Origin of the sequence: Biformimicrobium ophioploci (assembly GCF_030270605.1) — a bacterium.
In the GTDB taxonomy this organism is placed as follows: domain Bacteria; phylum Pseudomonadota; class Gammaproteobacteria; order Pseudomonadales; family Cellvibrionaceae; genus Biformimicrobium; species Biformimicrobium ophioploci.
This window is the reverse complement of sequence record NZ_BSYJ01000003.1, coordinates 21,109-41,841: the sequence shown is the minus strand read 5'-3', so window position 1 is coordinate 41,841 and position 20,733 is coordinate 21,109. Positions and strand designations below refer to the sequence as shown.

Annotated in this window: 14 protein-coding genes; 13 read left to right on the top strand and 1 reads right to left on the bottom strand. The window is 59.7% G+C overall.

Features of this window, described 5'->3' with window-relative positions; translation table 11 throughout:
* Positions 1 to 282 precede the first annotated feature (282 nt).
* Positions 283 to 1,956, bottom strand: a complete 1,674-nt coding sequence (gene ggt / locus QSJ80_RS06905) for a gamma-glutamyltransferase (RefSeq protein ID WP_285763695.1) — start codon at positions 1,954 to 1,956, stop codon at positions 283 to 285.
* 177 nt (positions 1,957 to 2,133) lie between these two features.
* Here ggt and QSJ80_RS06900 point away from each other — a divergent pair, with 177 nt between their 5' ends.
* The 13 genes from QSJ80_RS06900 to QSJ80_RS06840 all read left to right on the top strand — a co-directional run bounded on the left by QSJ80_RS06900 (position 2,134) and on the right by QSJ80_RS06840 (position 20,667).
* Entirely contained in the window at positions 2,134 to 2,574 is a 441-nt protein-coding gene (locus tag QSJ80_RS06900; protein WP_285763694.1) for a c-type cytochrome, read from the top strand.
* Between the two features lie 96 nt (positions 2,575 to 2,670).
* Positions 2,671 to 5,496, top strand: a complete 2,826-nt coding sequence (locus QSJ80_RS06895; RefSeq protein WP_285763693.1) for a 7TM diverse intracellular signaling domain-containing protein — start codon at positions 2,671 to 2,673, stop codon at positions 5,494 to 5,496.
* A gap of 131 nt (positions 5,497 to 5,627) precedes the next feature.
* Positions 5,628 to 6,899, top strand: a complete 1,272-nt coding sequence (locus QSJ80_RS06890) for an OmpP1/FadL family transporter (protein WP_285763692.1) — start codon at positions 5,628 to 5,630, stop codon at positions 6,897 to 6,899.
* A 71-nt stretch (positions 6,900 to 6,970) separates the two neighbouring features.
* Positions 6,971 to 8,386 carry a patatin-like phospholipase family protein gene (locus tag QSJ80_RS06885; RefSeq protein ID WP_285763691.1) on the top strand — a complete coding sequence of 472 codons (1,416 nt, stop codon included), beginning with the start codon at positions 6,971 to 6,973 and terminating at the stop codon, positions 8,384 to 8,386.
* Between the two features lie 90 nt (positions 8,387 to 8,476).
* Entirely contained in the window at positions 8,477 to 9,943 is a 1,467-nt protein-coding gene (locus QSJ80_RS06880) for an Hsp70 family protein (protein WP_285763690.1), read from the top strand.
* Positions 9,944 to 10,077: 134 nt separating this feature from the next.
* Entirely contained in the window at positions 10,078 to 11,115 is a 1,038-nt protein-coding gene (locus QSJ80_RS06875; RefSeq protein ID WP_285763689.1) for an efflux RND transporter periplasmic adaptor subunit, read from the top strand.
* 57 nt (positions 11,116 to 11,172) lie between these two features.
* Positions 11,173 to 11,871, top strand: a complete 699-nt coding sequence (locus QSJ80_RS06870; protein ID WP_285763688.1) for an ABC transporter ATP-binding protein — start codon at positions 11,173 to 11,175, stop codon at positions 11,869 to 11,871.
* The gene (locus QSJ80_RS06865; protein WP_285763687.1) at positions 11,868 to 13,025 is read left to right on the top strand and encodes an ABC transporter permease; all 1,158 of its coding nucleotides are present in this window, start codon (positions 11,868 to 11,870) and stop codon (positions 13,023 to 13,025) included. Before QSJ80_RS06870 ends, QSJ80_RS06865 begins: the two co-directional genes overlap by 4 nt.
* A 2-nt stretch (positions 13,026 to 13,027) precedes the next feature.
* Positions 13,028 to 14,215, top strand: coding sequence for an ABC transporter permease (locus tag QSJ80_RS06860; RefSeq protein WP_285763686.1), 1,188 nt, complete (start codon positions 13,028 to 13,030; stop codon positions 14,213 to 14,215).
* A gap of 64 nt (positions 14,216 to 14,279) precedes the next feature.
* Entirely contained in the window at positions 14,280 to 15,488 is a 1,209-nt protein-coding gene (locus tag QSJ80_RS06855; RefSeq protein ID WP_285763685.1) for a methyltransferase, read from the top strand.
* A gap of 221 nt (positions 15,489 to 15,709) precedes the next feature.
* Positions 15,710 to 16,672, top strand: coding sequence for an FHA domain-containing protein (locus QSJ80_RS06850; protein ID WP_285763684.1), 963 nt, complete (start codon positions 15,710 to 15,712; stop codon positions 16,670 to 16,672).
* 13 nt (positions 16,673 to 16,685) lie between these two features.
* The gene (locus QSJ80_RS06845; RefSeq protein WP_285763683.1) at positions 16,686 to 18,071 is read left to right on the top strand and encodes a serine/threonine-protein kinase; all 1,386 of its coding nucleotides are present in this window, start codon (positions 16,686 to 16,688) and stop codon (positions 18,069 to 18,071) included.
* Positions 18,058 to 20,667 carry a serine/threonine-protein kinase gene (locus QSJ80_RS06840; RefSeq protein ID WP_285763682.1) on the top strand — a complete coding sequence of 870 codons (2,610 nt, stop codon included), beginning with the start codon at positions 18,058 to 18,060 and terminating at the stop codon, positions 20,665 to 20,667. The genes QSJ80_RS06845 and QSJ80_RS06840 overlap by 14 nt, the downstream gene beginning before the upstream one ends.
* Positions 20,668 to 20,733 lie beyond the last annotated feature (66 nt).

Sequence of the window (20,733 nt, the reverse complement as noted above, 5' to 3'; positions counted from 1 at the left end):
CGCTGGCGGCCTGCTGCCGCCCCGGAACCGGAACAGCTGCACCTACTGATAAGCTTCTAATAATTCTGTATTTTTTGCGCCACCGATACATTGATGGCCATGGCGGTATTCTAGCCCTGCTGCGCCTTTTTTTACATCGCACAAAGCCGGTTTCTGCGCCAAAAATAACGGTTTTCCTGACGTAATGTCCCGTAATTCTGCACAAATGTCAGGAAATGCCGCTTTGGCGCGACTGCGCAGTACGCGCGCACCAGAGCGACTATCACGTCACGTTAAGGAAGCCTATTGAACGGCCAGGGGCGCGAAGGCTATCACCCGGGACGCTCCGCGCCCGGTCGACTGTGATGCCGCCTCCAGCTCGCCGTTACGCCGAACGATCACCTGCAGGTCGCCAAAGCCGTTTTCCTGCATCCGATAGCCCATTCCCTGCAGGCCTTTCACAACGCTGCTGTCCAGCCCGGCCTGATAACGGATGGTATCTTTCGGCCACAGCTGGTGGTGAAAGCGGGGGGTGTCCACAATTTGCTGCGCATCCATACCGAACTCCACCAGATTGAGAATCGACTGATACACACTGGTAATAATTGTGGTACCCCCGGGAGAGCCGCTCACCATACGCACCTGCCCATCTTGCAGCAGGATGCTCGGGGTCATGGAAGACAGCATGCGCTTGCCGGGCTGGACCTCATTGGCAACGCCGCCGAGTGCACCAAACGCATTCGCCACGCCGGGCTTCGCACTGAAATCATCCATCTCGTCATTCAGCAGGAAACCGGCCCCTTCAACCACCACACCACTGCCAAAGCCGAGGTTGATGGTGGTGGTATTGGAGACGGCATTGCCCCACTGGTCGACGATGGAAAAGTGCGTGGTTTCCTCACTTTCAGTGAGGCCAGGCTTGACCGACGGGGTATCAGAAATCGCTGCGAGGTTGATTTCACCACTGCGGCGCTCGACGTATTGATCGGATATCAGCCGCGCGACCGGTACATCATAAAAATCGGGGTCCCCCAGGTATTCCGCACGATCGGCAAACACGCGCTTGCCGACCTCCGCGAGCAGGTGCAGGTAAGCCACGCTATTGTGCACCGGCGGCTCTTCCGGGGGACGGGCGAGGTCGTACATTTTCAGCCACTGGGCCACCGCAATACCGCCGGAACTGGGTGGTGCCGCAGACACCAGCTGCATATCCCGCCAGTTGGTCACGATCGGTTCACGCCACTTTGCCTGATAGGCCGCCAGATCTTTTTCCGTAATCAGGCCGCGGTTTTCACGCATGAACCGGGCTATGATTTTCGCCGTCTCGCCACGATAAAAACCGTCTGCGCCGTCATCACGGATGCCCTTGAGGGTCTGCGCCAGCTCCGGCTGACGGAAGACCTTGCCGGCCTCCAGTTCACCAAAATAGCGGCCGAAATTCACGCTCGGGTGCTTGCCACCCACGTGCCTTGCATAGGACGTGGCATAGCGGGCAAGCGGCTCCGGGACGGCGAAGCCTTTTGCCGCAAGGTCAACGGCAGGCTGCACCAGCTCGGCCCACGGCATGCTGCCGTGCCTGTGGTGCGCCTGCCACATACCCTGCACCGTGCCGGGTATGCCGGAAGCCAGGATACCGTACACCGACAGGTCCGGGATCACCTCGCCATCCTTGTCCAGATACATATCCCGATGCGCAGCCGCCGGCGCCATTTCCCGGTAATCGAGGAAGTCCTGCTTGCCGTCCTTGTGAATCAGCATAAAGCCACCGCCGCCGATATTGCCCGCCTCCGGCAGCGTCACCGCAAGTACAAACTGCGCTGCAATAGCGGCATCCACCGCGTTACCACCATTTTGCAGGATTGCACCGGCAACCTCCGCGCTGAAGCGATCCGGCATTGCCACTGCAGCCTCGCGCTCGCCCGCCAGAGCTACCGGTACTGTCATCAGCAGCAGAAGGGAAAGAATGACTGATCGCACCACTGTCTCCTTGTTTTCACGGCCCCGGGGATGCGGCCTGTTTTTATAACTGGAAGCCGTCAACCTACTGGGGCCAGCTGGCAAACGCAAGCCAGCCTCGCAACTGATTGACGCCGCACAGGCAGACTCTCTAAAGTCCCTGATAAAGATCCAGCAAACCAGTAACAGGGACCGAATATGCTGCGTTACCGGCTCATGATTACCGCTCTGGCGATATGCCTCAGCGCCTGCGGGGGCGATGCCGCGCCCGGCGCGCCTTCAGGCACCAGCCCGGCAGGCGGGCAACCCCAGCCTTCCAAAAAAGCCGAAAACCCGGTGGCCGCGGCAAAACGGCTGCGCCCCGCCGATCCGCAACTTGCTCAAACCTACCAGCGCACTTGCTACAACTGCCACGCCACCGGCGCAGTCAACGCACCCCTGACCGGCAATGCGGAAGCCTGGGCTCCCAGGCTGGAAAAAGGCATGTCCACGCTGCTGAAGAGCACCACGGATGGCTTCCGCGGCATGCCACCCAAGGGGCTCTGCTTCGACTGCTCCGAAGCGGAGTTCAGGGAACTGATCCTGTTCATGACCAATCAGACAGGTCAGCCCGACAGCAACAACGACAGTCAGGACTGACCGGGGGCGATTCAGGAGCGGTTTGCAGCCGTATAACCCTTGGCGCGACAAGGGGATTCCGGTAACGTGCTCAGGAAATAATAAAGATTTACCGTCATGCGTTACCGTCACGCTCTGCGGGCCTGCTTCCTGCTAGTAACCCTCTTTGTTTCCCTGTGGGCCAGTGCCGCCTCCGCACAGGTCACATTGCCTGCCTCCGCGGGCAGCCAGCTGGACCTGGTCCAGCCCCTCCAGGTTCATAACGGCCGGGAAGAACCGCGTAACATCCTCGAGGAAGCAGACGAGCACTGGCAATTGGTCAGCCAGCGCCTGCCCAATTTCGGCTTCCGCGATCAGGCCTTGTGGTTTCGCTTCAGCGTCCGCAATGGCACCGAAGGAGAGGTCCGCGAAAAGCTGAACATCGACAACCCACCACTGGATTTCATCGCGATCTACCGCCTTGAAAATGGTGAGCTCGAGCGTATTGGCAAGTCTGGCGACATGCTTTCCATCAGCCAGCGCAGCACGCCGCACCGCAAGCATGTCTTTGATATAGAGCTGGAACCGGGCGAGACCGCCAGCTACTTTTTACGGGTTGTCTCCGAGGGCCCGGTAAACCTGCCAATCGCGCTTCTCACCCAGGACGAATTTGTCACCTGCGACCAGGAAGACCTGGTTCTGCAGGCACTGTATATCGGCATCATGGTCTGCATGCTGATCTACAACCTGGTCATTTACCAGTTCACCCGCGAAAAGAGTTTCCTGTTCTATGTGCTCTATGTGGGTTCCTACCTGTGTTTCCAGGTCAGCCTGCACGGCATGGGCGCGCAGTTCCTGTGGCCCACGCAAACCGAGTGGAACAACCTCGCCATTCCCCTGTTTACCCTGCTGTCCTGCGTGTTTGGCCCGCTTTTCTGCTACCAGTTCCTGCAGCTGGATCAGCACCATCGCTGGCTGGGGAAACTGCTGCTGGGGATCAGTGCAGCCAGCCTGATCGGCGCCCTGCTGGCCCCGTTTATTTCATACTCCACTGGCGTGATCATCGGGCTGGCGGTAGGCGTTACCCTGCCGCTGCTGATGATGGGAGCGGGCATCCTGCGCTGGATGAACGGCTTTTTCCCGGCAAAAATATTCACAATTGCCTGGGCAGCTTTCATGCTCGGTACACTCGCCATCAACCTGGCCATGATGGATATCCTGCCCCTCAATTCACTGACGTTAAACGGGGCCCAGTTCGGTTCTGTACTGGAAGTCCTGCTGCTCTCACTGGCGCTGGCTTCGCGCATGCGCACGCAACGCAACGAGCACTTCCAGCTTCAGGAGCAATCGCTGGAAAAGGAACGCGAGGCGCACGAGCTGAAAAACGAATTCCTGCAGCGCCTGCAGATGGAAGTTGACGCGCGAACCTCCCAGCTCAAGTCCACACTGGAAACCCTCGAGCTCAAGAACATCGAGTTGCGCGCCAGTCACCGCCAGGCGCTGGCCCGCAGCGACTCCAAATCGCATTTTCTGGCCCGTGTCAGCCACGAGTTGCGCACGCCCCTCAACGGCATTTTCAGCTATGCACAGATGCTGAAACAATCCTCGCTCGACCAGATACAGAACGAACAGGTCAACACCATCGAGTCTTCATCCAGGCAGCTGATCGGCCTGATAGATGACCTGCTGGATATCTCCCGCTTTGAAGCGGGACAACTGGTGCTGGACCATCGCCACTTCGATCTTTCCCGCTGCCTGAACTACACACTCTCGCAACTCGCCCCCACTGCCTACGCCAAGGGGCTGGAGCTGGCCCTGGTGCTGGACCCGGAGATCCCGCAATTTATCAACGGCGATGAAGCCCGGCTCAGCCAGTTGCTGACCAACCTGGTGGGCAACGGCATCAAGTTCACCAAGCGCGGCGGTGTGCGTGTCGAATGTCGCATACGCAACCGAACCGGTGACCTGTGCGAACTGGAGCTGGTGGTGCGCGATACCGGTATTGGCATGACCAGGAGCCAGCAGGACGCGCTGCTGGAGCAGCTTCGTCAGCCCGCAGACGCACAACCAGAGTTACAGGGTGAAGGGCTCGGCCTGCTGATCTGTAAAAAACTCGCTACCGCCATGGGCGGCAATATCGAGCTGGAAAGCACACTGCATCGAGGCACGGCGTTCAGTGCCAGGGTAAAAGCGGAAGCTGCGGGCCCACCCATCATCGACAATCGGGCCTCACTGTCTTATCGCGTGGGTTTGCTGGAAAACAGTAAATTATGCGATGGCGAGCTGAAAAACATCCTCCTATCCATCGGATTTGAAGTCGTTGAGCTGGACCCACTGCTACCGGATACCCGCAGACCGCTCGACGCCGTCGTAATCGGCCTGGACTGCAATGGCGACAACAGTAACCCGGACGATACGCCCGCCTTTGGAGGCGCCCGCCGACTGCTGCTGGCAAGCACCATCGACGAACAGTGCCTGAGGGAAATCAGCAATCGCTGGCGCGGGCCGTGCCTCTCCCGGCGTGAAAAAACCCAGGCGATTGGCGATGCGCTGGTCAGGCTGATCGAGGAAGCCGCCAGCGCGCGTAGCTGTGCAGTCCTGGCAGGCAAGCGAATTGCGCTGATCGAGGACAGCCCGGTGGTACGCAAATTCCTGGCGACCACCATCGAGGCAACCGGGGCAACGGTAGACGCAACAAAAAATGCCGTTGAACTCGCGGAGTTCCAGCCGGAAGTGGTGCTCGTCGGGCAGCAACCGGATACGCCGGAGGCCGTAGCCTGCCTCGAATCTGCGGTTGAGGCCGGCGCTTCCGTCATCGTGATGAGCAATGAAGACAGGCCACAACAGATTCGGTACGGCGTTGAAATCTTCACAACTGTGAGCAAGCCGGTAACATCCGCTGACCTGCTTGGGGCATTACGGGACTGTATTCGGCAGAGAGCTTCCGTATTATCCGGCGCCTGACCGAGGTATAAAGCGACAGCCCCGGTACATTTGTCCCAAATGGTGGCGGCGTTTTTTGCGCGCCGGAAAAAAACGCCTCCCGCACGCCTACAATTTTTTGGTCTGTAGCTGTTTTATGGAACCAAACCACCATGTTCAGGCGTAATCTGCTCTCCACTGCATGCATGCTTTCCGTTGCCAGCGTAAGCCACGCCAGCGGCCTGTTGCTCTACGAATACGGATCTCCGGATACCGGTTACGCTTCAGCCGGGCGCAGCGCCAGGGCCGATGATGCCTCCACCATCGCTTCAAACCCGGCCGGCATGATGCGACTTGAAGGGCATGAGCTGCTCGCTGGCGGCGCCGCGGTGTATAGCGACATATCCCTTTCACTGGACCGCGACCTGACCACATTTGAAGGTGGCAGTGGCGGAGAACCGGTGGGCTTTGTGCCGGCGGCCTCGGTTTTTTATGTTGGAGAAGGTGACGAGCGCTGGAAATGGGGCATCGGCATGTACGGCAACTTCGGCTCACCGCTGGAGTACGACAGCGACTGGGCCGGCCGCTACCGTCTGCAGGAAGTCATACTGCTGGGGCTGAACATTGCCCCGACGGTTGCCTACCAGCTCACCGATACCGTTTCTGTGGGTCTCGGGGTCAATTTTTTCTACTCGATCTTCGAGCAGAAAGTCGGGATCAACAATATCAGCCTGCAGGGTGACCTGCCGGATGGCCGCCTCAAATTCGAGGATACCAACTGGGATGTGGGCGCCAATTTCGGCATCCTGTACGAACCCTGCCCGGAGACCCGCTTCGGCTTCCAGTACACATCCAGTATCGAATTCGATCCGACGGATCGCCTCACCTTTGAGAACCTGGGCCCGATCCTGGGCGCGGCGGTAGAGAGAAACGGCCTGCAGGGCGCCAGGCTCAGGCTCGGCCTGGAAGTTCCGCAGACGGCGATGATCAGTGGTTATCACCAGTTCGACAACAACTGGGCAATCCTCGGCAATATCGGCTGGCAGGACTGGTCAGAGTTCGGGCTGGTGGAAATCAGCCTGCGCGCAGAGGAAGCCACCAGCGTGACGGTTGACCGCGGCTACGAGGATACCTGGCACGCGGCAATCGGCGCGGAGACACTGGTGGACTGCTGGAAAGTCTCCTTCGGTATCGCCTATGACGAGGGCATGCTGTCCGATAGCAATCGTACGGTCGATCTCCCGGTGGGGGACGAATGGCGCTTTGGGGCCGGCGGCCGGCGCATGCTCTCTGAGACCATGGAGCTCGGCCTGCAATACACCCTGCGCTGGAACGGCGACCTGGACCTGGACCAGGAAGGCGGCCCGCTTAACGGCGACGTCTACGGCACTTACGAGGATGTGTCCGCACACTTCTTCTCGGCGACCATCAATATGCGCTTCTGAGCAGGCCTGCAAGCTGCAGCGGCTCGCACGAGGATTTACTTCCCTTGTGCGAGCCCTATACTCCCCGGCGTATGGAAACAATAAAAAAACCACTGGGGTTGCTGCTTGGCTGCCTGCTACTGGCCGGCTGTGCCGCCACACGGGCACCGCAAAACCCGCCTATTCCTTATCTGGATGAATCCAGTGGCTATCGTCCATCCCTGTTTTCCCAGAGCTACGGCGATCACCAGGTAATCCTGGCCTTCTCCGGCGGCGGCACCCGTGCATCCGCGCTGAGTTACGGTGTAATGAAAGAATTGCGGGACACCAGTATCCCGGACGGACCTGCAGGCTACCCGGCTGCAGAAAGCGATGCACCGGCATCCGCACAATCAACCTCCCTGCTTAGCGAGGTCGACCTGATTTCATCCGTCTCCGGCGGCAGCTTTACCGCCGCCTACTACGGCCTCTACGGTGAGCGGATTTTCGAGGATTACGAAAAAGACTTTCTCAAATCCGGTGTACAGAGCACCCTGATCCGGCGCCTGTTCAACCCCATGTACTGGGGCCGGCTGCTTTTCGGCGGCTACGACAGGACCGAGCTCGCGATCGAATATTACGATCAGCTGCTGTTCAAGGGCGCTACCTATGCGGACCTGTCTAAAGGTGACCTCCCGTTTGTTGCGATCACCGCAACCGACCTCTACTCCGGCCTCGGCATTGTATTCTCGCAGGATTACTTCGACTTTTTCTGTTCAGACCTGGACGAGTTCAGTGTTGCGCGGGCCGTCACCGCATCGTCCGCGGTACCGGTCGCGTTTCCCACGGTTGTGCTGAACAACTTCAACGGCAACTGCGGGGTGCCCAAGAGTTTCCTGCGCGCTACCGGTAATGTGGCCACCAGTGAGTACCAGGTAACACCGCAGGACCGTCCCCTGGTATTCGGCCTTGTGAACCGTCGCGAGGCCTACGCGGCACTGGTGCGGCGCCCCTATATTCACCTGGTCGATGGTGGTGTGGCCGACAATTTGGGGCTGCGTGCATTGCTGGAGCATATGGCACTCACCGACGAGCAGACCTTTATCCGGCAGATCGCCAACGCCCCGGAAAAGAACCTCGTTATCCTCGTCAATGCGGAGGTGAGCACAGATTCCGAGATCGGCCTGTCGGCGGCAAAGCCCGGCGCGATCCAGGCGGCCAGCACACTGACCAACATGGGGCTTGAGGAAACCAGCCGCAAGACCAAAGAGCTGTTCCGGGAGAAAGCCCGGGAATTTGAGCGTATTACCGCGGAGCTCGGCTACCCGAAGCAGGTCTACTTTGTGGAGATCAGCTTCGCCAGTATTCCCTCAAAGGAGGCCAAGCTGTTCTTCAACAAACTGCCAACCAGCCTCGAACTCAAGCATGACGAGGTGGACCGGCTCATCGCGGCCGGGCGCAAGCTGTTGCGCAATAACCCGGAGTTCCAGCGCTTCCTGAGGGATGCCGGCGGCACCGGGCCCCGCTAACCCGGCCCACCGCTTGACTAGCATCGGGGCGGGACAGAAAATGCCGGCCCCCTGAATATTTTGAACCCTACAGCCGGAGAATCCTTGGCCATGCCCGAATCCGCCCCTACAGAGAACCTCTCCGTAATCGGTGGCGTGCAACCGGCAAGGCCGCTCGGTATCGGTATCGATTTCGGCACCAGCAACAGCGTCGCTGCCATCTACGATGGCCGCAACGTCACCATGGTGCCACTGGAGCGCAGCGGCCCCATCATGCCGTCTGCCAGCTTTATCGACCGCCAGTTTGTCACCTCCACGGGCCAGGACGCGATCGAACTGTATATCGAGAGCAATACCGGGCGCCGGGTGGAATTCAGTGCGGAGTACCTTGGCGACGCCTCCACCGGCAGCATCGACGAACTGAGCCAGCACCAGCAGGAAACCGAGACCGAAAAGGTCTTCGGCCAGCCCTTTAATGATGCGGGCGCCAAGGGACGATTGTTCCGCGGCACCAAGCGCCTGCTGGGCGACAAGGCTTCGGAGCGCCTGATGGTGTTCGACCGCCCGTTCCGCCTGGTGGCACTGATCACGCCCATCCTGGTGCGTATCCGCCAGTCCATCCAGGCCTCCTTGCGCAAGATCACCGGCAAGGCGCTACCCGGTAACCACGCCAGCCTCGGGCGCCCGGTGAATTTCGAGGGCCGCGAGGCAGACCACAACGACATTGCCGTACAGCGCCTGGGCGAGTCCTATCGTCATGCCGGCGTGTCCGACCAGAGCTATTACCCGGAGCCGGTCGCCGCTGCACTCAGCTACCTTACCGCGAACCCGGAAGCGCCCTGCCGTACCGTACTGACAGTGGATTTTGGCGGCGGCACCCTGGATTTCTGCCTGCTGCGCAAGAGCGCGGACGGCTTCGAAGTACTCGCCACACACGGCATCGGCCTCGGCGGCGACCACCTGGACCAGGCGGTGTTCCGCGCGCTGATCTTCCCGTTACTGGGCAAGGGCGAAAGCTGGCGCCGTCGTGGTGACGGCGTCGACATCGAAACGCCGTTCCCGTTCTTTGAGTACGAGGACCTGCTCACCAACTGGGCCGTCAGCTACCTGCTCAACCAGAACCGTTACACCACACCGGTGATGAACCGTATGGAACAGGGCGATGAAGGCGCGACCAAGTTCAAGCGCCTGTATGAAGTCATTACCCAGAACCACAGTTACCTGATCATCCAGGAGATCAAGAACCTCAAGGCGCGCCTGTCCCGCGAGGACAGCGCGATCCTGGATATCCCGGAGATCGATGTGGAACTGGAAATCACACGCGACCAGTTCGAATCCATCATCGCGCCCAAGCTACAACAGTTCGAACAGTCCATCCAGGCTGCGCTGGATGTCGCCGGAATCAACGCGGAAGAAGTCGACCTGGTGCTGCGCACCGGAGGCTCCTGTCTGATCCCGGCTGTCATCAATATCCTGGAGCGACGTTTCCCCGGCAAAGTGGTCGAGCACGATCCGTTTACCGGAGTGGCTGTGGGGCTCGCCATTGCCGATTATTTCGGGTTGGGGCAACCGGCCTGACCCGGAAATTTCCGCTCTTACCGAAAAGATCAATTTTTCACACTTTTTTCATTCCCTATCGCGCTGTTTTTTGCCAGAGTTAACCCAGCCTGCTGGTACGGGGGCAATCTTTTGTCCTTTGTACGAGTCAGGCCATGTCAGATACCAGTTCACTGCTCAACCAGTTAAAAATAGATCGTGAGGAAGAGGCGCCGGCACCTGCAATCCCGATCAAGCCTGTCTTCCTGACCGCACTCGGTACCGCGCTGGTGACAGCATCAATTACTGCCGCCCTGCTCTCTGGCCCCGAAACCTCAAAGCCTGCGCCCATTACAATCGAAACCGGCGAAAAGATTGCGGAGCCAGGGGCTAACACCGCACCTGCCCCGTCCGGGATCATTGCATCCGATGAAGAGCGTATCCTGAATGCGTCGGGGTACATCACTGCCCGGCGCATGGCGACAGTTTCCGCCGAGACGATGGGCCTGATCACCGCTGTCAATGTGGAAGAAGGCATGTCGGTTAGCGAAGGCGAAGTGCTGGCCACTCTGGATGATTCCGTGGCCCGGGTCAGCTTGCAGCTGGCCGAAGCCCAGGTAGAAGTGCTGCAGGCAAGACGCAACAGCGTGCAGGCTCAGCTCACAGAGGCGCAGAGACGCCAGCAGCGCCTCGACAGGATCTCCAGCCGCAACCTCACCAGTGAAGCAGAGCGTACCGCCACAGAAGCCGAGGTGGCGCGCCTGCAAGCCAGCCTGGAAAGCGCCGGCGCCGATATCAAGGTTGCAAAACTTGAGGTGCAGCGTCAGCGCGAGCGTCTCGAGGACCACACCATCCGTGCCCCGTTCTCCGGCATCGTGACCGTCAAGAATGCGCAGCCCGGGGAGATTGTCGCGCCCAGCAGTGCCGGCGGCGGTTTTACCCGCACCGGCATCTGCACCCTGGTGGACATGGCGTCGTTGGAAATCGAGGTGGACGTCAATGAAGCCTTCATCGGCCGGGTGTCGACCGGACAGAAAGTGATTGCCAATCTGGACGCCTACCCGGAGTGGGATATCCCCGCTTCCGTGATAGCCATCATTCCCACTGCGGACCGTGCCAAGGCGACCGTGCGGGTACGCATTCGCATCGATGCCAACGACAGCCGCATCCTGCCGGACATGGGCGTAAAAGTAGCCTTCTTGCAAACTTCATAAAACGATTATTCAGTTTGCGGCAAAATCTCTAAGAATTTATAAAAACAGGAACCCGATATGGCCAGTGAAACCTTGTATGACCTCAAGGCAATTTCCAAGAAGTTCACCCGCGGTAAGGAAACCATCACCATCTTCGAAAGCCTTGATCTGCAAATCAAGAAGGGCGACTTCGTTGCGATTATGGGCCCATCGGGTTCTGGCAAGACCACCCTGCTGAATATGCTCGGTGGCGTCGACCAGCCCAGCGGCGGCGAGATTTTGTTTGACGGCAAGCGCGTCGACAACCTTGGGGAAGGCGACCTGGCCCGCTGGCGTGCAAACAATATCGGCTTTATTTTCCAGTTCTATAACCTGATGCCGATGCTGAACGCCGCGCGCAATGTGGAACTGCCGCTGCTGCTGACCAAGCTCAACAAGAAGCAGCGAAACCAGTTTGTCGAGACCGCCCTCACTCTGGTGGGGCTGGCAGACCGCGCCAAACACATGCCCGGTGAAATGTCCGGAGGCCAGCAGCAGCGCGTGGCGATTGCGCGCGCGATTGTTTCCGACCCCAAGCTTATCCTGTGTGACGAGCCGACCGGTGACCTGGACCGCACCACCGCGGACGAAATTCTGGAGATGCTGCAGATCCTGAACCGCGACCATGGCAAAACCATCGTCATGGTGACGCACGACCCGCGCGCTGCAAAATATGCAGGCCGCACCCTGCACCTGGATAAGGGTGCGTTTGTCGAGCGGGAGGCAGAAATCGTATGACCGACCTCTACCTCATCTACAAGAACATGACGCGCAAGCCGCTGCGCCTGTTCCTGACCTGCTTCGCGATCTTTATCGCATTCCTGCTCTACGGTGCGGTGACCGCACTCAAGGGCGCACTGGATTCCGGTGTGGAAATGTCGGCAGACGACCGGCTGGTAGTGGTCAACCGGATTAACTTCACCAACCCGCTACCCATCTCCTATGTGCAGAAAATCCGCTCCGTCGAGGGTGTGGAAAAAGTAACCTTCCAGAACTGGTTCGGCGGTTATTACCAGGACCCGAAGCAGCAGGTTGTTACCTTCGCGGCAGAGCCGGAAAGCTATCTCGATGTCTACCCGGAACTGCTGGTGGAACCTGAGCAGCGTCAAAACTGGCTGCGCGACCGGCAGGGCCTGCTGGTGGGCAAGGCGATTGCCGAGCAGTTTGGCTGGAAGGTCGGGGACAAGATCCCTCTCAACTCCAATATCTTCTCGCACAAGGACGGTGGCCAGACCTGGGACTTCAACATCTCCGGCATTTACACCGGTGAAGATGAGCAGATGGATACCCGCTCCGCGGTATTCCACTACCAGTACTTTCGCGAAACCAACAGCTGGAATACGGATTCGGTTGGATGGATCGGCCTGACCACCAAGGACCCGGCACTCAATGAGCAGGTAGCAAAACGCATCGATGAAATGTTTGCCAACTCGTCAGCGGAGACCGACACAAGTACGGAGAAAGCCTTCAACAAGGCGTTCATCGAGCAGATCGGCAACATTGGCCTGATCATCTTCGGGGTCGTTTTCATGGCTTTCTTCACCATCCTGGTGCTGGTGGGCAACACCATGGCACTTGCGGTCCGCGAGCGCACCGGCGAGATCGCGGTGCTGAAAACCCTGGGCTTCAACGCCAGCAGGATTTTCCGCATGGTACTGGCGGAATCCATGCTGGTGACGCTGCTTGGCGGGCTGGCGGGCCTCGGCACGGCCTACCTGCTGATCGAGGGCGCCAAGGCTGCCATGGCGCGCTTCCTGCCGGGGCTGGTGATGACGCCGGAGATCGCCGTCCAGGCTGTGGGTTACATGCTCGCGCTGGGACTCATTACCGGACTGCTGCCGGCATTCAAGGCCATGCGCCTCAACCTCGCAACCGCATTCGCAAGGGGTTAGTCATGGGATCTTTACTCTCTCAAATCTCCGCTGTCGTCGCCATGAACATCCGCAGCCTGCCGAAACGACTGTGGATGTCGCTGGCAATGGTGATTGCCAGTGCCGTGGTGGTCGCCATCCTGCTTGCCTTCCTCGCCATGGCAAGGGGGTTTGAGGCCACACTGGAGGGCGCAGGCTCGGACAACGTGGCAATTTTCACCCGCAGTGGATCGGCATCCGAAATAAACAGCACCGTCACCCGCGAACAGGTCAACCTGGTTGGCGATGCTCCGGGCGTACTCAAGGAGGGCAATACGCCGCAGGTGTCTGCGGAGCTGTATGTCATTCTCGACGGGATCAAGAAATCGTCGCAGACGGAAGCCAACCTCCCTCTGCGCGGGCTCGATGTCACCGGCGTAGGCATGCGCAAGGGTTTCGAAATACAGCAGGGACGCATGTTTACCCCCGGCACCAACGAAATGGTGGTCGGTGCCGGTGTTGCCTCCCAGTTTGAAGGCTTTAGCGTGGGCTCGGAGCTCCGTTTCGGCAAGAACGTCTGGACGGTAGTGGGCATCTTCGGCACGGGCGGCAACGTCTTCGAGAGCGAGGCCTGGGCCGATGCCAAGGTTATCCAGAGTCTGTATAACCGCGGAAGCAGCTACCAGACCATTCGCGCGCGAATTGAATCTTCTGCTTCCATCGACGCAATCCGTGACTACATTGCCCAGGATCCACGCCTGAATCTGGACGTGGAAACAGAAGCCAGCTTCTTCGCCGAGCAGGGCAAACAGCTGCGCTATATGGCGTTCTTCGGGCTTTTCATTAGCGTCGTCATGGCTCTTGGTGCACTGGCCGGTGCACTGAATACCATGTACACATCGGTAGCGGAACGCACCGGGGAGATCGCTACCCTGCGCGCCCTGGGTTTCAGCAACCTGTCCGCTTTTGCCGGAACCCTTGCCGAAGCCATGCTGCTCGCTGCTGCTGGCGGGCTGCTCGGCGCCCTGGCGGCTTTCCTGCTGTTCGATGGCATGAGCGCTTCCACGCTTGGCGGCAGCTTCACCCAGGTGGTATTCAGCTTCGAACTATCCACAGATCTGGTGGCCCGCGGCATGGTCATGGCACTGGTGATCGGCCTGCTCAGCGGCCTCTTCCCGGCCTGGCGTGCTTCGCGCATCCCGGTGGTGGCTGCATTCCGCGCCAACGGCTGATGCAGCACATCTGGCACTAACCGCGTAAAATTAACCGGTACGGTTTTTACGCGGTTATTGCCCCTTGTCACACCTCCAACGTTTCCAGCAGCTCGGTGCACTGCTCAGTGAAGAAGCCCACTTCTGGCGCCCGGTACCCTTCAAGGGTGAGCCGCGCCAGTGGCAGCACCCTGCGCTTCATGACGCCCTGCAGGCCCTGAGCGATGAGCAGGTCGACCTCCTGCAGGGGTGCGACCAGCAACTGCAGGACTTTTTCAGCCCGTTCCTGCCATTTACCGCCGAGCTGCAACACCTTTGCGCGCTTGAACGTCACCAGCTGCCACTGCATTCCGCCGTCACCGCACTACATGGCGATGCGGCCGGGGCAAGCCGCTGGCATGTGGGGGTACCCGGGCGCAAGGCGGACCAGATCCGCGCCTTCGGCACCGCACTCGGGGATGCCGGCCAGCAGGTCGTGGAGTGGTGTGGTGGCAAAGGGCATCTCGGGCGTTACCTGCACGCCTGCTACGGTAGCCGGGTCGATACGCTGGAAATTGACAGCACCCTGGTACGAGAAGGGGAGGAACTGGCACGCAAGCTGGATTACCCGCAATCCCTGCACGAGTGCGATGTGCTTGCGGAGCCCAGTGCCGTCTGGCTCAAACCGGAAACCCACCTGCTCGGCCTACATGCTTGTGGAGGACTACATGTCACCATGCTGGAAAAGGGAGTAGATGCAGGCACATGCCGGATTTCCCTGTCGCCCTGCTGTTATCACCTTTACGGTCCCGAACAGTACCAACCCATGTCCGGCAGTGGCCGGGTTACAGGCCTGCACCTCACACGCGAAGAATTGCGCAACGCGGTGCGCCAGACAGAAACAGCACCGGCGAGGCAACGGCGACAACGCGCACAGATGCAGAGTTGGCGCCTGGGGTTCGACGCCCTGCAGCAGCAAATCACCGGCACTGGGCAATATATGCCTGTACCGTCGCTGCCCACCCGCCTGTTGAAAGGCAGCTTTGAAGCGTTCTGCCGGCACTGCGCCGAGCTGAAGGGGTTATCCCTGGCAGAAAACCTCGACTTCTTCCGGTTCGAACGTGAGGGGCTGGCGCTTTTCCGGCAACGCTCCCGCGAGGACCTGGTGCGGATGCTGTTCCGGCGCCCGCTGGAAGTCTGGCTGGCACTGGACCGGGTGTTGTTCCTCGAGGAAAACGGCTACCAGTGTCGGCTGCTGCAATTCTGTCCACCCGCACTGACCCCACGCAACCTGCTGTTGGATGCACACCGCTGACAGGCAATTTTGTGATCAAGTTCCGACCGGAATACCAATTCAGGTGCAGAAAACTGCACAACATATTGTACCTTGGTATCAGTTTGTAATAACCCATCGCAACACTGTTGCAATTACACTCCCTTACGGTATAAACAACTGCCATAAGACATATAACAAGCAGGCACCCGCCATCTGGCAGCCGCCTGCAACATGCCGCACTTGGGGGACTTATTCGCGTTATGGCCAGCATCCGTAACCCGCAAACACATGCGCGCGTCTATCTGATGACCCATCACACAATTGGTCGCAAGACCGACGTGGTGGACACCTGTATCGCGACCCCGGAAATTTCCGGCATCCACGCCGCCATCCTCTGGAATGGTGACCACTGGAGCCTGCGCGACCTGAGCCGTAATGGCACCTGGATCAATAAGCAGCAGCTGGTGCCCGCGCGCAACCAGGAACTGAGCGTCGGCGATGAAATTCGCTTTGGCCGCCCGGGGAACCCCGCCTGGCGGGTTGAAAGCCTTGAGCCACCCACCCCCCTGCTGCTTGATGAAGACAGCGGCGAAGCCACTCCGGTCGGTAATTACGTGATGCTCCCCGACAGGGATGAGCCGGAAGCCGCCCTGTATTTCAACCCGGCCAGCGGGCAATGGCTACTGGAGTCCCTGGTGCACGGCCTTGCCCATGAACCCGCTGTTATTGAACATGGCGAGACCGTTCGCGCGGGTGGCCGCAGCTGGCAGCTGTTCCTGCCGGACCACCAGCGGCCGACGCAGGAGCTGGCGCTCAACAAGCTCGATATCAACGCATTCCAGTTGCAGTTCGATGTCAGCCTCAATGAAGAGCATGTTTCCCTGAAGCTGGTGCACGACCAGCTGCAAGCCGACCTGCAAAGGCGCACACACCACTACCTGCTTCTGCATCTGGCACGCTGCCGCTACCAGGACCAGCAAAAAGGCCTGGACGAGCAGTCCCAGGGCTGGATTGCCATGGATGTGCTGGCGCAGGAGCTGGGGCTTGCGCACAACCATATCAACATCCAGATTTTCCGCCTGCGCCGCCAGATAGAAGAGGCGGTGCCGGATACCATCGATGCTGCCAACCTGTTGCAGCGGCGGGCCGGTGAGATCCGCATTGGTTGCAACAAGATCCTGATGCGCAAAGGCGAGGAAGTCCTGGAAACAGAACAAGTCTGACCAGGCTTCGAGCATGCCAGAAACCCCGGTTCCACCTATCGGCGATCGCTACCGGACCCTTGAAGAGCTCGGCAGTGGCGGTATGGGCAGGGTGTTCGCCGCACTGGACGAGCGCCTGGGCCGCAAAGTAGCCATCAAGCAACTTGACCCGGAGCATTCCGAACCGGTTTCGTTACAGCGCATTCGCCGGGAAGCGGTGATGCTGGCGCAACTCAATCACCCGGCCATTACCCAGATCTACGACGTACTGGAAACTGATACCGGTTGTGCACTGGTCATGGAGTTTGTAGAGGGTGAAACGCTCACGGAATGGCAAACCTATCGCCACCCCACCCTCTCACAGAAACTCAGCCTGCTGGTGCAGATTGCCAGCGGCCTGACCAGGGCACACGCCAACGGCATTATTCACCGAGACCTGAAGCCGGATAACGTGCTGGTAAAGCGAAACGGCGCGGTGAAAATCGTGGACTTCGGTATCGCCCGGAGCTTCAACGAGGAAAGCGGACTCACCCAGGACCGGGTACCCGGTAGCTACTACGCAATGTCGCCCGAGCAGGCACTGGGTGCGGAGCTGGACCCGCGCTGCGACCTGTTCGCCTTTGGCATGCTGGCCTATGGGTTGCTGTGCGGCCAGGGGCCGTTCGGCAATAATCCCAACCCCATTGTCATCGTGGACCGAATTATTCACGCGCGCCATCCCGCCGCGGGCAGCGTTATAAAAGGTTTACCCCGCGGGCTATCGAAGCTGCTGGATCAGTTGCTGGAAAAAGACCCCGAGAAGCGCCCGCTCAGTGCTGCCCTCGTTGCCGAGGAGCTGGCTGCAATCCAGCAGCAGGCCCGCGAGGCGCTGGAGACAGAACTCACCGAGACCGCCTCGGCCACCACAGAAGCTTTTTTTGGTGAGCAAAGTTTCCCGGGCGCGCGCCAAAGCATGATCAACCACACCACTCTTTTCGTGATTGCCCTCAGCTGCGCGGTGATGCTGTTCGCGGCGCTGTGGCTGCCGAACTGGCTGGAGCGGACCGGCGTCCAGTCCGGAAAAATGGCACTGGGCTTGCCGCCGGTCAGGGTCAGCGGCTCCCTGCCGCCCGCCGAACGCGCTGCCGTAGCGGAAGTCGCTGAGGAACATCTCCATAAAGCGGTCGGAAGAAACTCCGGCATTACGGTCCAGGCGCCCCCTCGCGCGGCACCACTGACACTCTATAGCCGGCTGGATTGCACCAGGGAGCGCTGTATCGCCACCCTGGACCTTGTAGAGCGCGCCAGCGGTAAAGTCCTCACCAGTCGCAGTGACACGCTGCTGGTACCAAAACCACACGACAATATTGAACCGCTGGCACGCATCGTCGACCAGCTATTGGGCGACATCGGCAGCGGGGAGCAGTATGCAGACTCCTGATTACCACACCACACCGGAATCCATCGGCCGTTATAAAATCGTCCGCTGCCTCGGCCGCGGCGGCATGGGGCAGGTTTTCCTGGCCAGGGACCAGCGCCTGCAACGCAATGCCGCCATCAAGCTGCTGCGCAAGGACAAGACCGGCACCCAGGCAGAAGCCCGTATCCGCCGCGAGGCGCAGCTGCTGGCACAGCTGAACCACCCCAATATCGTGCAGATCTACGATGTGGTGGAGAGCGAGCACGGCCTCGCACTGGTCATGGAATATGTCGAAGGTGCCAACCTGCGGCAGTGGCTACGTGAGCACGAGACCAACCTGCAACAGAAACTGCGGATCCTTGCCGAGATCTGCAAAGGTCTCGAAAAAGCCCATGCGGCAGGGATCGTGCATCGGGACCTGAAAGCGGAAAACATCCTGATCGCCAGTGACGGCACTGCCAAGATCAGTGACTTTGGCATCGCCTCCAGCGAAACCAGTAACGACCAGCTAACCCGGGAGAACCACGTCGCCGGCAGCTTCTCCGCTCTCTCACCGGAGCAGGCGCTGGGCATGCCGCTGGATCATCGTTGTGACCTGTTCGCACTCGGGCTACTGGCGTACCGACTGATCTGCCGTCAGCACCCCTTCGGCGAGCATGCCAACCCCATTGTGATCGTGGACCGCATTATCCACTCGGACCCGATACCGCCGGCAAAGCTGGTACCGGGCCTGCCGAAGCCACTCTACCGGCTTCTCGAGCAGTTACTGGCCAAGACCGCAGACAAGCGCCCCGCTAGCGCCGCCGAGGTCGAGACATGCCTGCAGCGTATCGCCGATGAAATGCCGGCGGATGCACCGGCAGATTTTGATCTCAGCGATACCCAGACCGCCGACATCTACTTTTCCAGTAGCCTTGCGGGCCTAGGCCGACGCCGCAAGACAAAAAAGCTCTGGGCACTGGCTGGAATTACCGCGATCGCGACTGCCTCTGCCGCTTTCCTGCTGCGGGACTACCAGAACCCTCTACACGCGCGGAGCGGCGGCAACTACGTCACTCTCGAGCCCACCGAGTTCAGAGATAGTGACCTCAGCGCCGAGCACAGAAACCTGCTCGACAACAGCCTGCGCGCCAACCTGCGCCGCAACCTGTCGCTGCGCCGCGGGCTCAGCCTGGTACCGGACTATGAACTGGAGGGCCTGGAATCCTTGCCGGCTACACAGCGGGCCGCCTGGGCCGGGGCACAACACTGGATACAACCGGTAGTTGCCTGCCAGCGCAGCCAGTGCGAAGTGGAGATCAACCTGTACCAAGCCGGTCTGGATATCCCCTACAAAACCAGCAAGACAACGGTCGAGCTCGACGACCCGCTGCAGAACTATTACCTGCTGCAGCACCAGCTGGATACCCTCCTGCCCGAGGCACCGGTTCAGGAGGGTGCAACCAGCCTGGAAATCTCGGAAGCGGATTACCGCCGCTACCTGGCTGTGCTTGCGCGCAAGAACCGCCTGCGCGAGCTGGGCAGCATGATGGATGAACTGGAGGGCCTGCGCGAGGCTGCGCCGACCTTCAGCCCTGTCTATGACCTCTACGCAGGGCTTGCCATCGAGCACTATGGGCAATTCAAGGACTACAACGTACTCGACGACCTGCAACACTTCCTGTGGCAGGCGCCGCCGGAAATAAAAAAGAATACCGCCTGGCAGCGCGCCTGGCTGCGCCTGGCAATCCTGCGGGACAATGAGGCCGAGGTACTGGCCAGCCTCGCGCAGCTGGAGCGGAATTTCGAAGACCGGGCGGGCTTCTATCACCTGCTCTACCAGTGGCATTATCGTCGCGGCAAGTACGAAGATGCGCTGACTGCCATCCGCAGTGCCGCGCGGTTACGACCAAGCTATCTGTACACCTATGAAATGGCTCGCACCTACTCTGCCATTGGTGACCACACCGCAACCCGCACACTTCTGGCCACAGCGCGCCTGCTAGCACCGGAAGACAACAAGGTGACCTCACTGCTGGCGGCGACGGAAATGGACAGCGGACACCCCGCCCGGGCCATCGAACTGCTTACCGAAATACATCCGGATAAGCGCAGCCCCATTGATATTTTCAACCTCTGCACTGCCTATTACGTGGAGCGGCAATTCGATCACGCAAATACCTGCTTCAGGCAGCTGCAAGCCCTGTCTCCACAGGATGCTGAGCTGTCGCTTTACCTCGCAGAAATCGCAGTGGGTCAGGGCGATGAAGAAGCCGCTCTGGAAGAGGCGCGTGCGGCGCTAGCCATTCTGGGGGAGCGCACAGACTGGGAGGGCCAGCTAATGGTCGCCAGGGCATGGGCGCTGATTGGCGACCACGAAAAAGCCATTACTGCGCTGTTGACTGCACAGAATTCTGCCCCGGATGATTTCTTTATGAACTACAACCGCGCTCAGATTTATATCCTCACCGAGGACATTACCTCGGCCAAAGTGTATATCCGCAAGACCATCGAACAGGGCTTGAGCCCGATATGGTTCAGCACCCCCTATTTTGACCGGGTCTGCGGGGACAGCGCTTTTGAGAGTATTCGCGATGCCTACCCGGCGGTATGTCACGCGGGTGGCAAACACGGCTAACCTGCCAGGGAAGCTATCAATCGAGGTGCCGGCAGGATAAATTACACCAGATCAGCCAAAGTGTTC